General features: G+C 60.8%; 9 protein-coding genes. 5 read left to right on the top strand and 4 right to left on the bottom strand.

The window, feature by feature from the left end; all coding sequences use genetic code 11:
• Positions 1–128: 128 nt before the first annotated feature.
• Positions 129–350, bottom strand: a complete 222-nt coding sequence (locus V7080_RS18080) for a hypothetical protein (protein WP_334189788.1) — start codon at positions 348–350, stop codon at positions 129–131.
• Between the two features lie 450 nt (positions 351–800).
• Between V7080_RS18080 and V7080_RS18075 the strand changes: the two genes are divergently transcribed.
• Entirely contained in the window at positions 801–2,708 is a 1,908-nt protein-coding gene (locus V7080_RS18075; RefSeq protein WP_334189787.1) for a diguanylate cyclase, read from the top strand.
• Positions 2,709–2,777: 69 nt separating this feature from the next.
• Here V7080_RS18075 and V7080_RS18070 read toward each other — a convergent pair whose 3' ends face one another.
• Positions 2,778–4,874: a PAS domain-containing hybrid sensor histidine kinase/response regulator gene (locus V7080_RS18070; RefSeq protein ID WP_334189786.1), complete on the bottom strand. Its 2,097-nt coding sequence runs from the start codon at positions 4,872–4,874 to the stop codon at positions 2,778–2,780.
• On the bottom strand, positions 4,781–6,208 hold the full coding sequence (locus V7080_RS18065) for a PAS domain-containing protein (protein WP_334189785.1): 1,428 nt from the start codon (positions 6,206–6,208) through the stop codon (positions 4,781–4,783). Before V7080_RS18065 ends, V7080_RS18070 begins: the two co-directional genes overlap by 94 nt.
• Positions 6,209–6,921: 713 nt before the next feature.
• Between V7080_RS18065 and glgX the strand changes: the two genes are divergently transcribed.
• Positions 6,922–9,216, top strand: a complete 2,295-nt coding sequence (glgX, locus tag V7080_RS18060) for a glycogen debranching protein GlgX (protein WP_334189784.1) — start codon at positions 6,922–6,924, stop codon at positions 9,214–9,216.
• A 439-nt stretch (positions 9,217–9,655) separates the two neighbouring features.
• Entirely contained in the window at positions 9,656–10,249 is a 594-nt protein-coding gene (locus V7080_RS18055; protein WP_334189783.1) for a hypothetical protein, read from the top strand.
• Between the two features lie 35 nt (positions 10,250–10,284).
• On the opposite strand, the gene V7080_RS18050 is transcribed toward V7080_RS18055, so the two are convergent.
• Complete coding sequence (locus V7080_RS18050) at positions 10,285–10,578, bottom strand: hypothetical protein (protein WP_334189782.1); 294 nt, start codon at positions 10,576–10,578, stop codon at positions 10,285–10,287.
• Positions 10,579–10,687: 109 nt separating this feature from the next.
• Here V7080_RS18050 and V7080_RS18045 point away from each other — a divergent pair, with 109 nt between their 5' ends.
• A complete protein-coding gene (locus V7080_RS18045) occupies positions 10,688–11,203 on the top strand; it encodes a MerR family transcriptional regulator (protein WP_334189781.1) in 516 nt (171 codons plus the stop codon).
• 2 nt (positions 11,204–11,205) lie between these two features.
• Positions 11,206–11,547, top strand: coding sequence for a YnfA family protein (locus V7080_RS18040; protein ID WP_334189780.1), 342 nt, complete (start codon positions 11,206–11,208; stop codon positions 11,545–11,547).
• Positions 11,548–11,556 lie beyond the last annotated feature (9 nt).

The raw sequence follows: 11,556 nt of genomic DNA, 5'->3' as shown, positions 1-11,556 counted from the left end.
ATGGTATGCGTCCCGAAGCGGCCCGCGTCGTCCGCATACCATTGCGCAAATCGGTTTAAGTGGTTGCTTGACACTTCCACTTTGGCACATTCGATGCCGTTACGGTTGGGGACGTCCATCCCATTGCTCTAGTCTTTCACTTCTTTGCCGTCACTGGAAAGCCCGTAGTGAATATTCACCCAACAGACGGCTTCACCGGTTTCCAGCGTAATTGCGCCGGACGGCCCGAAGCAGGTGGCGTCCGCGCGCAAACGTTCATACGCTTCCCGCGCGGTCAGCATATCCGCCGCATATACCGCATAGGCTCCGAACATCCATGGGCGGGCCATTGGCTTTGGAGAGTTTCGCATGGTCGCAACCGCTCAATAATGTCTAAAAACCACGATACTGAACCTCGCTGAAACATCACTCAATATGATTGCTGACATATACGTCCATCATGAAGGTCTTGCCCGGTCCGCGACCAAGTTCCTTTTTGTATGCGTGGCGGCAAGCCTTATGCGGCCAGGCCGAATATCCATAGCGTTGCAGTCAGGCCATCAAACAGCCGGCAGGCAGCGTCCGGGCCATATTGACGGACGACCGGACGAACAAGAAAACATTGCTGATTGGTACGCTTCCTAAACAATCCATGCCCGCCAGGACTAAGGAAACGGTTCCCGGTGCCCGCCAAAACAGGATGGGCCGGCCCGAAGGTGTGGCGTTTCAAGCGATTGGCATAGTTTCGCGGCGGATATTCTCTTATGATGTGCAAAGCCGGACCGGCTTTAGGCAATATGCCAACACATTGCATGCACTTAATGTCCAAGTTTCATACACCGCCCCCCGAATCGCGGATCACCGCCACATCGAATCGCAAGACGCCGATCGTCTGCACCGTGCTCGTTTTCGCGCTCGTCCTGGTATTGGCATGCGTGTATGTGTATTGGCGCGCATACAAGGATTCGCTGTCCGCCGGAATGGAAAGCAATCGCAGCCTGGCTATCGCCCTGGAGGAACATGCGCAGCGCAGCTTCGACTCGGTGGAGCTGACGCTGGAGACCATTGCAAAGGAGCTCAACGGCGTTGATCTGGCAACCTGGGCGCCCGGCCGGGCGGAGTGGGAACGCTATCGGGCATACGCCCTGCGGCAACCGCAAGTCAGTTCCATCGCCGTCATCGACAAGCAGGGCGATATCCGCTTGCTGACAACGGATTATCCCTGGGCCAGGTTTTCGACCGCGGACAGGGAGTTCTTCAAGGCGCACCGGGACCAGCGCGTGCATCTCTTCCTCAGCGCGCCGATCGTCAGCCGATTCAACGGCAAGCCGATCTTCACGCTCGGACTAAGGCTGCAGGACAGGCAGGGCGATTTCAACGGCATCCTGCTTGCATCGATGGAGATCAGTTACTTCAGCCAGTTCTACAGTTCCCTCGACCTGGGGCCGAACGGCAGTGTCGCCCTCATCCGGCGCGACGGCAAGACACTCCTGCGCGAACCTGCCATCCCGGGCAACATATCGCCGGATCTGGGCAAGGACAAGTTGTTCACGGAGCTGATTCCGACAGCGCCGGTCGGCACGTTCACCACCACCTCGCCTTTCGACAAGGCGCCGAGAATCCTCGCCTACCGTGCCTCCAGCCACAGCCCGTTCGTCGTGGTGGCGACGAAATCGGTCCCGGAGCTGTTGAGCCCGGTGAAGAGGCGAGCCTTGTGGGGCATGATTGCGCTGTCGGCTGTCCTGAGCATGATGTTCGTGTTCACGCGCCTGCTGCTGAAGGGCCTGGACCGCGAGGAACGGCAGAAGAAAGAATTGATTTCGGCACGCGATTTCGCGGAATCCGTCCTCGATTCGGTCGACGCCCATATCGCCATCGTCGATCAAAACGGCATCATCCGCCGTACCAATTCCGCATGGCGCGAATTCGCGAAAGCCAACGGCTACCGGAAGGATCTGTCGTCCGACGGCGAAAGCTATTTTGCCTCCGTGAGCGACGGCGAAGCGCAAAACGGTCCGGATGTGGCGGCAGGCATCCGCAGCGTCATGGCGCGCAGCAGCAACTCGTTCGAAGCGGAGTATCCCTGTCATTCCCCGGAAGCCCGGCGCTGGTTCAACATGCGGGTAAGGCCGTTGCGCATGGACGACGGAACGGTGGTGATCGTCCATCAGGATGTGAGCAGGCTCAAGCTGATCGAGGAGGAACTTCGGAAGCTGGCTTCGCATGATGCGCTGACGGGATTGCTCAACCGCCGTGCCTTGCTGGAAATCGGCGAAGTCGAATTCGGCCGCGCCCGGCGGTATGGCTATCCGCTGTCCATCATCCTGCTCGACTGCGACCATTTCAAGCGGGTGAACGACAGCTTCGGCCACGGCGTCGGCGACAAGGTGCTGGTGCGCTTTGCCGGGATACTGACTGCCGCCGTCAGGGATGCCGACCATGTCAGCCGGCTTGGAGGCGAAGAGTTTGTCGTCATCCTGCCGCACACGCCGCTCGACGGCGCCATACAACTCGCCGACCGGTTGCGGCTATCGATCATGGGCACGCCGATCAAGGCGGGCGGCGCCGAGATCTGGTGCACCGCGAGCTTCGGGGTGGCGGAACTCACGACCGACAATCTCACGTTCACGAATCTGCTCAACACCGCCGACAAGGCGATGTATAAAGCCAAGGCATCGGGAAGAAATCGCGTCGAGGCCGTGACCGTGGCCGTTGCAGCAACGGGTTGACGGGATGCGCGCGCAACAACACCAATGTTTCCGGGCTGCGGTGCGATCCGACAGTCCGGGAATCCGCAATCAGGCGCGCAGGCCGGTGGATTCGACTTCGCCAAGCACGTTCAGCAACAACTGATTGTTCACCGGCTTGACGAAATGATGGCCGAATCCGGCTTCCCTGGAAAGCTGCCGATCCTGCGGCTGCCCGTAACCCGTCAACGCAATATACGTCTTGTCCTCCAGGCCGGGTTGCCGGCGCAATGCCTTCGCCAGATCGTAACCGGTCATATCAGGCAAGCCGATATCGAGGATGAAAACATCGACTGATTCAAGATCCGTCCTGTTCATCGCATCCATCGCATTGGGAGCAACCACGACACGGTGGCCGACGGCTTCCAGCAGGATGCGGAGCGATTCGGCGGCATCGGGATTGTCGTCGACCACCAGGATGGACAGACGCCGCGTCTCTTTCTCATCGCTTCTCGCGTCCTGGAGCGGGAGAGTTTCGCCGTGCGCTCGCGGAATCGATATCGTGAACGTGCTTCCCTTGCCCGCACCGTGACTGAATGCCTGCACTTCTCCATGGTGAAGGCTGACGATTGCCTTCACGAGAGCCAGGCCGATTCCAAGTCCTCCCTGCCTGCGGTCCAGGCCGCGGGTGCCTTGCGTAAACAAATCGAAAACATGGGGCAGAAGAGCGGCATCGATCCCGTCGCCGTTGTCGGTCACGACGATCCTCGCGTACTTGCCGTCCGTCTCGATGTTCAGTGTGATGTCGCCATGCGCCGGCGTGTACCTGGCCGCATTGGTCAGGAGATTCGCGATCACCTGCACCAGGCGTATCCGGTCGCCGTTGACGATGGCATGGTCGGCATCGATGCGTGTCGTCAGGCTGTGGTGCCTTGCCTCGATCATCGGCCTGACCTGTTCGATCGCGGTGCCGATGATGGTTTTCAGGTCGAGCGGCTGCGTGTCAAGCCGGATCAGGCCTCGCGTCACCCGGGAGACATCCATCAGGTCATCGATCAGATGGCTCAGGTGGCCGATCTGGCGTGAAATGATGTCGCTGACCTGCCGCACCCGGCCGGGGTCATTGCCCGCACGTCGGAGGATCTCGGCGGCGGCACTAACCGGAGCCAGCGGGTTGCGCAGTTCATGCGCCAGCATGGCCAGGAACTCGTCCTTCGAGTGGTTCAGGCGTTCTGCCTCGGAGCGTGCGGCGCGTTCGCTCGACAGCAGCACCTGGCGTTCCTCCGCCGCCTTCTGGGCAAGGTCGTACAGGCGCGCATTGTCGATCGCCATCGCGGCCTGCGCGCAAAGACCGATGATGAGCCGCTCGGTGCGTTCGGTGAATACCGCCACCCGGGAATGGCCGAAGAACAGTCCGCCGATCACGTCCCCTGAACGGGATATCACCGGCGCCGCAAGATAACTCCTGACCGGCAGATGTCCTTTCGGCATCCCGTAGTGGGGCGCCATCCCGCCGTACCTTGGATCCTGCGTGATATCGTCGCTGCGGATGGGCGGTTCACCGATGAAGGTCGGCTTGAACACAGCCGTCGGTCGCGGGTGCCCGAACCGATCGAAGGCTTCCCTCGATGCGCCCGAAAGGTTGTAGAGCAGGAAGGCATCGCCGCTCTCATCTTTGCCGTTGTAAAAGAACGCGCCAAACTCCGCGCCCGTCAGCGCGCGACCGGAGTCGGTGACCGTCTGAAGCAATGTGTTCAGGTCCAGGGTGGACGCCAGGGACTGGCCCGAGCGATTGAGAAGTTCAAGGATCCGGGTCTCGTCCTGCAATGCTTCCTCTGCGCGCTTGCGTTCCGTGATATCGAGGATGACGGCAAGGACCGAATCGGTCGCCTGGCCATCAACCTTCCGGATCAGGCTGACCGTCGTACTGACCCAGACAGGCGTTCCATCCGGTTTCAGGTAGCGTTTTTCGATGTCGAACGGCTGGCCGTCGACCAGCAGCCGCTGGAAGGCGGCCTCGCTTCGCGACAGGTCGTCGGGGTGCGTCAGATCATGGATATTGATTCCCAGCACGGCCTCCCGGGGACGTCCGAGAATGCGGCAAAGGCGCTCATTCACCCGGATGAGCCTGCCCTGGAGGTCGCGCTCCGCGATGCCTGCCGCCGTCTGTTCAAACAGGGATGCCAGGTGTTCCTCGCTGCGGCGCAAGGCGAGTGCGGCCAGTTTTGCGCCGTCACATCCCGGAAAAACACCGCCAGGCCTTCCCTCTTCAGGGAACTGATCCGCATTTCAAGCCAGATGGCCCCCGATCGCTCCGTCGGAAAATCGAGCTCGATGATGGCGGCTGCCCCTGTCGCGGCGACGCCCGAGAATGCCGTGGCAACCTTGCGCCCGACATCGTCCGGCCAGAGGTCGCGATGCACCTTTCCCAGGACATCGATCGTCGGGCGACGCAGTATCCGCAACCCTTCAGAATTAACCTTGCCAATACGCCCGTCGGACCCGATCAGCATGAAGCCTTCGCCCATCCGGTTGAGGATATGGTCGCTCTGGTCCCGTTCCACCTTGAGTCGCTGCTGCGTAACAGCGCTTTCCATCGCGATCCAGGTACGGTCCATGACGTCCTTGACGGCCTGGATGTCCTCCGCGGTCCAGGCGTAGGGGACGGACCTGGTAACGTTGATGTTGAACGCCGGTTCGCCGTCCTTCAGAACCGGAACGATGAGCATGGAGGCGATGCCCAATGCGAGATAGCGGTCCGCAAAATCACGCGTACGCGGGTCGGACGTCATGTCATCGGATACGAACGCCTCTCCATTCCTTAAAACCGGAAGCAACAACGGGCTGAAATCGTCGATCTTTCCGGATGGCGGCAGCGCCGGCAATCCGGGTTCCTGCCAGCCGCTCTTCGTATGAAATACACCCGTGGCGTCCTCGATCTCGGCATACCAGCAACGCGAGGCGCCCAGGTACTCGGCCAGCATCTCCACGGCGGTCGTCACGATCTCGTCCGACGTTGCCAGGGCATGAAGCTTATTTGCCAGATTCAGTTGAAATTCACGCAGCGTCCTGTCCCTGACGATCTTGGTGGTCTCGACGACGGAGCAGTGCATTCCTGCAATATTGCCCTGGTCGTCATGAAGCGGCGAATAGGAAAACGTGAACCACGCTTTCTCCTGGTGTCCCGCGCGCATGACATTGAGCGGCAGGTCTTCAAAATAGCTGGATTGTCCGCGAAGCGCGGTCTCGACGATCGGACTGATGTCAGGCCATATTTCATGCCAGATATCCTGAAACCGCGCCCCCAGTGACCGGGGATGCTTGCTTCCGAGGATGTCTGCGTAGGCGTCGTTGTAAAGGAAACCGAGATCGGGTCCCCAGGCCACGAACATCGGAAACTTGGAGTTCAGAATCAACCGGACGATCGTTCTCAATGACAACGGCCAGGCGCTTGGATCACCGAGTGCGGATGTCGACCAATCGTGCGCGCGCAGGAGCGCGGCCATCTTGCTGTCTCCGGTAAATTCGATATGTAAATCCATTTATTTCCTTACCTGATATGGCATGACTTCGAAGCAGACGTCATTTTAGGCTGACAACCCATCTGGACTTCGGCTCTTTTTCGCATGAGTAACCTGCTTTGAAGCCGTCGCAGGATCACCATGCGTATTTCACCACCTTCTGGCGAAGCGCTTGTATACGACAAGCTCTGGTCCCCACAGGTTTTCCGTATCCCGGAGGTATGGACAATCATATCTACGCCGCCGGACCCGGGCTTCCTCATTGGCAAGTTTTGTCTGCCATGCTCTGGGACATTATTTCGTATCGTCAATATCCGCATGTGCTTACATCTTCGGGTTGTTTTGCCTCGCCCTGCCTGCCCGGCAGAAAGCCGGACTGGTTCCTTACCGATCAACCCGGCCTGATTCCCATGCATCGCATTCAGATCAGGCACAACGCACATTGTTCGCGGGAAGGGTGCCGCCAAAACTTCACGGCAGTGGTTGCAATACCTTGACGCAGTCCGTACCGAGGGCATTTCTTGTGAACCAGTCAAGTCCCCGGATGATCTGACAGCAGGCTCGTTTGTGTCGGCGCATCGCTGAGTAACCCGAACTGCCGCAGGCGCACCGTGGGCGTTCGGCAGGGAAATCATCGATGCAAAGGCACGGCACCGCTTGATGCGGCGAAGGCGTGATGTAAATCATTGCCTGTCGCCATTGTTCATTTCCCCGATCGAGTAAAGAAAAGCGCAATGACCCCTCCGAAGGACTGCACATCCACCGCGGCACCCCGTATTCTTAAACCCTCGGTCATCCGCGAGGGCCATCCGTTTCCCTTGGGCGCGACCTGGGACGGGCTTGGTGTGAACTTCGCGCTGTTTTCAGCGCATGCGACGAAGGTCGAGCTGTGCCTGTTCGATATCGATGGGGTCAAGGAGATCGAGCGGATCGAATTGCCCGAATACACCGACGAAGTCTGGCATGGCTACCTGCCGGCCGCGCGCCCGGGGACGGTCTATGGCTACCGCGTCTACGGCCCCTATGAGCCGGACGCCGGCCACCGCTTCAACCCGAACAAACTGCTCATCGACCCGTATGCAAAGCAGCTGGTCGGCGACCTGACCTGGGGACCGGAGGTTTTCGGCTACAAGCTCGATTCGCCGGACAAGGACCTGTCCTTCGACGAACGCGACAGTGCGCACCTGGTGCCGAAGTGCCGCGTCATCGACCCCGCCTTCACATGGGGCAATGCGGCCCGGCCGCGCGTGCAATGGGAAAACACCGTCTTCTACGAGATGCACGTCAAGGGTTTCACGGCCCTCAACGAGCGCGTGCCGAAGGAGATGCGCGGCACCTTCATGGGGCTGGCCCAGTCCGAGGTGGCGGCGTATCTGCGCGCGCTCGGCATCACGACCGCGGAGCTGCTGCCGGTCCACTCCTTCATCAATGACAGTTATCTCATCGAGAAAGGCCTGAGGAATTATTGGGGCTACAACTCCATCGCCTTCTTTGCGCCGCATTCCGCCTACCTCGCTTCGCCTTTTGCGAACGAGTTCAAGGAGATGGTGAACCAGTTCCATGCGGCAGGCATCGAGGTCATTCTCGACGTGGTCTACAACCATACTGCGGAAGGCAACGAGCTCGGGCCGACACTGTCGCTCAAGGGTATCGACAATGCCAGCTACTACCGCCTGATGCCGGACAACAAGCGCTTCTATATCAATGACACCGGCACCGGCAATACCGTCAATCTTTCCCACCAGCGGGTGCTGCAGATGGTGACCGATTCCCTGCGCTACTGGGCACAGGAGATGCGGGTCGACGGTTTCCGATTCGACCTTGCCACCATCCTCGCGCGCGAGCCCTACGGATTCGACGAGGGCGGCGGCTTCCTCGACGCATGCCGCCAGGATCCGGTGCTGTCGAGCGTGAAACTCATCGCCGAACCATGGGACATCGGTCCGGGCGGCTACCAGGTCGGCCAGTTTCCGCCGGGTTGGGCCGAGTGGAACGACAAGTTCCGCGACACCGTCCGCGCCTACTGGAAAGGCGACGAAGGCAAGCTTGCCGACTTTGCCTCGCGCGTTTCGGGTTCCGGCGACCTGTTCAACAAGCGCGGCCGCAGGTCCTGGGCCAGCGTCAATTTTATCTGCGCGCACGACGGCTTCACGCTGAACGATCTGGTCTCCTATAACGACAAGCACAACGAGGCCAACGGCGAGGAAAACCGCGACGGGCATTCCAACAATCATTCATGGAACCATGGCGTGGAGGGGCCCACCGACGATCCGGAAATCAAAGCCTTGCGCGAACGGCAGAAGCGCAACCTGATGGCGACCCTGGTGCTGTCGCGCGGCACGCCGCTGATCCTGTCGGGTGACGAAATCGGCAATTCGCAACGCGGGAACAACAATGCCTATGCGCAGGACAACCCGATCAGCTGGCTGGAGTGGGAGAAGGTATCCGCCGATGATCGCACCATGCTGGAATTCACCCGCCGGCTGCTGGCGGTCCGCAAGAACTTTCCCATCCTGAACCGTGGCCGTTTCCTGACCGGCAATTACAACGAGGACCTGGGCGTCAAGGATGTTACATGGCTGGCGCCGGATGCGAGCGAGATGACCGACGGGCAATGGGAGGACACCAATGCCAAATGCTTCGGCATGCTGCTCGACGGACGGGCGCAGGCAACCGGCATCAAGCGGCTGGGATCGGACGCCACCTTGCTGATCGTCTTCAATGCCCATCATGACGTCGTGATGTTCACGCTGCCGCAGGTCCCGGACGGCAAGCATTGGGTGGCGCTGATTGATACCAACGATCCCGACCGCGTCGAGCGGCCCACCTTCGATTTCGGCCACTGCTATGAGGTCACTGGCCGCTCGCTGCTGGTATTTGCCCTGGCCAACGGCGACAGGCAGTTGTGGCACCTGCATGAGCCGAAGAATTTTCCGGATGGTATCGACGGATGGATCGGCGGCCACGAGGATCACTCTCCGGAGCCGCCGGACGGGGAAGCGTCCCGCGAAGGGCAGGCGGAACGTTAGCCAGTACATCGCGCTCTTCCAAAGGGAGCCTTGCCGGCATGCGCTTACGGTCATGACGGTGCGAGGCCGGTTGATGACGGTGGCGAAGCAGCTGGAAACCGGTTGCAAGCATCCGGCCGTGCCATCTCTTGGCCGCCCGATGGCTCCCTTTTTACGATCATCTGCCGCAGCGGATCCCGTGGTGGCATGCTCACCTTGCACTTCGCAAAAACTACGCGGCAACGGTGTACTTTTTTCGCCTTTCCCGACCTCATTGTTGCAATGCCGACGCATTGTTCGCTGAACCGGTTCAGCAGTTCATGCGCTGCTGCACAAGTCCTCAGTGAAATGGGCCGCGATCCCGGTGCAAGATCGACACCGGATTGCCAGCCGCCATCGCTGCCATGGCGTGCAGTTTGCTTGGGCCTTGCCCCATCCCGTCAGTGAAAGGAGAACTCTCATGAATGCGAAACTTACTGCAATCGCCGCCTCGGTGGCATTGGGCCTTGCCGGCGCCGCTTATGCGCAGAATGCACAACAGGCATCAGGGCAGCAATCGCAGAAGCAGCAGATCGATCAGCAATACAAGGCCGCGATGGAAAAATGCAACGGCATGAAGGACAACGCCAAGGACATTTGCAAGGCGGAAGCGGATTCCCAGCAGCAGGTCGCGGAAGCGCAGATGAAGGTCACCGAGCGCGATACGCCGAAGAACCGGCTTGATCTGGAAAAGGCCAAGGCCGAATCGCAGTACAAGGTCGCCAACGCGAAATGCAACGATCAGGTCGGCGACGCCAAGAAGGCATGCCAGAAAGTCGCCAAGGCGGAACAGGATCTTGCCGTCGCAAAAGCTGAAGCGCAGTCACAGACGCAGTCATCCGGCGGCAGCTCGTCGGGAGGCGGCACCTCAGGCAGCAGTGCATCCGGCGCCGGCACAACCGGGGCACCCGCCCCCAGCGCAGCCGCACCCACCGGCGCTGCTTCCAGCGGTGGTGCTGCCGCGCAGCCTGCACCGCCACCAAGCGCGGAACCACCGAAAGCGCCAACGCAGTAAGCCGGCCGGCGGGCCGGATTCGGGTTCCGGCGTGCTCAGGTGCTGCAGCGGGTATCGCAGTCGCAGGACTTGTTGCGCCGTGTTGACCGGCGCCGTTGCCAGGCAACATAGATTGCGGCGACCGCAGCGAACCCCGCAGCCGTCGCCGCAACCACGCCGCCATGCCATCCGGCCGCGAGCGCGCCAAGGCTGCTGATCCCGAGCCAGGCAAGTACGGGCCCGAGCAGTGGAAGGCTGATGCAGCATGCCGCACAGGCGGCCACCGTTGCGCCGGCCAGCGCGGCCGTTTTGCGCGTCCGGATGCCGCGCGTCTTTTCCTGTGATTCCATGATGTCTCCTTTGCGATGCGTATGAAAATGCGTGGCGAAACAATTCGCTTGCGTGAAAGGTAAGACCTCAAGTAACTTCAGGTGCAAGCACTTTTTGAAGGTGGCCCTGATGACCCAGCAGAAGCTGACGATAGGCGCGCTGTCCGCGCAAACCGGCTCCAATGTCCCGACCATCCGCTATTACGAACAGATCGGCCTGCTCCCCAAACCGGAACGGGCAGATAACGGCCATCGGTATTACCGCGAAGCCGACCTCAAGCGGCTCGCTTTCATCCGGCGCTGCCGGGAATTCGGATTTCCGATCGATCAGGTGAAGGCATTGGTCAGCCTGTTCGAGGATGGCGACCGGGCATGTGCCGACGTGCGCGATATGGCCCAGGTTCAGCTGGATGCGGTCCGGATGAAGCTGGAGAACATGCGCCAGCTTGAAACAAGCCTGGCGGCGTTCGTGGAGAGCTGCGCCGAAGTGTGCAGCGGCGGCGCGACCCGCGACTGCGTCATCATCGAGGACCTGTCGGAACCGGGATCGACGCGGATCGGGGGACGGCGGGCGGCGGGATGCGGCGATTCTGCCGGGCCCGCGCCGGCGGGAAACATGACCGCCACCGAACTGAAACGAGGGTGACGATGGAGTGGACGGCGTTTCCGCGCACCTTCGGCCTGTTCGTCGCCACCGCGATCGCCGAATTGGTGGGGTGCTATCTGCCGCTGCTCTGGCTGACCGGAAAAGCGCCCGCCTGGCTGCTGGTGCCGGCGGCGGCGAGTCTGGCGCTTTTCGTATGGCTGCTGACATTGCATCCCGCCGCCAGCGGGCGGGTGTATGCGGCTTACGGCGCGGTCTATATCGCGACGGCGCTGGGCTGGTTGTGGATAGTGGACGGCGTCACGCCGACGTGGAGTGATTTCGCGGGCGTGGGACTGGCCCTGCTGGGCGCGGCGGTGATCGGGTTCGGGCAGCGGGCGGGGTAGGGCGGCGGT

This window comes from Noviherbaspirillum sp. (genome assembly GCF_036846085.1).
In the GTDB taxonomy this organism is placed as follows: Bacteria; Pseudomonadota; Gammaproteobacteria; order Burkholderiales; family Burkholderiaceae_D; genus Noviherbaspirillum.
The sequence above is the reverse complement of the archived record's forward strand: the minus strand, read 5'-3'. Positions and strand labels throughout refer to the sequence as shown.

Bases quoted from the DNA above. Each gene is read 5' to 3' on its own strand.
- glgX (WP_334189784.1), top strand. From the start codon at position 6,922: ATGACCCCTCCGAAGGACTGCACATCCACCGCGGCACCCCGTATTCTT.
- V7080_RS18065 (WP_334189785.1), bottom strand. From the start codon at position 6,208: ATGGATTTACATATCGAATTTACCGGAGACAGCAAGATGGCCGCGCTC.
- V7080_RS18080 (WP_334189788.1), bottom strand. From the start codon at position 350: ATGCGAAACTCTCCAAAGCCAATGGCCCGCCCATGGATGTTCGGAGCC.
- V7080_RS18050 (WP_334189782.1), bottom strand. From the start codon at position 10,578: ATGGAATCACAGGAAAAGACGCGCGGCATCCGGACGCGCAAAACGGCC.
- V7080_RS18040 (WP_334189780.1), top strand. From the start codon at position 11,206: ATGGAGTGGACGGCGTTTCCGCGCACCTTCGGCCTGTTCGTCGCCACC.
- V7080_RS18045 (WP_334189781.1), top strand. From the start codon at position 10,688: ATGACCCAGCAGAAGCTGACGATAGGCGCGCTGTCCGCGCAAACCGGC.
- V7080_RS18075 (WP_334189787.1), top strand. From the start codon at position 801: ATGTCCAAGTTTCATACACCGCCCCCCGAATCGCGGATCACCGCCACA.
- V7080_RS18055 (WP_334189783.1), top strand. From the start codon at position 9,656: ATGAATGCGAAACTTACTGCAATCGCCGCCTCGGTGGCATTGGGCCTT.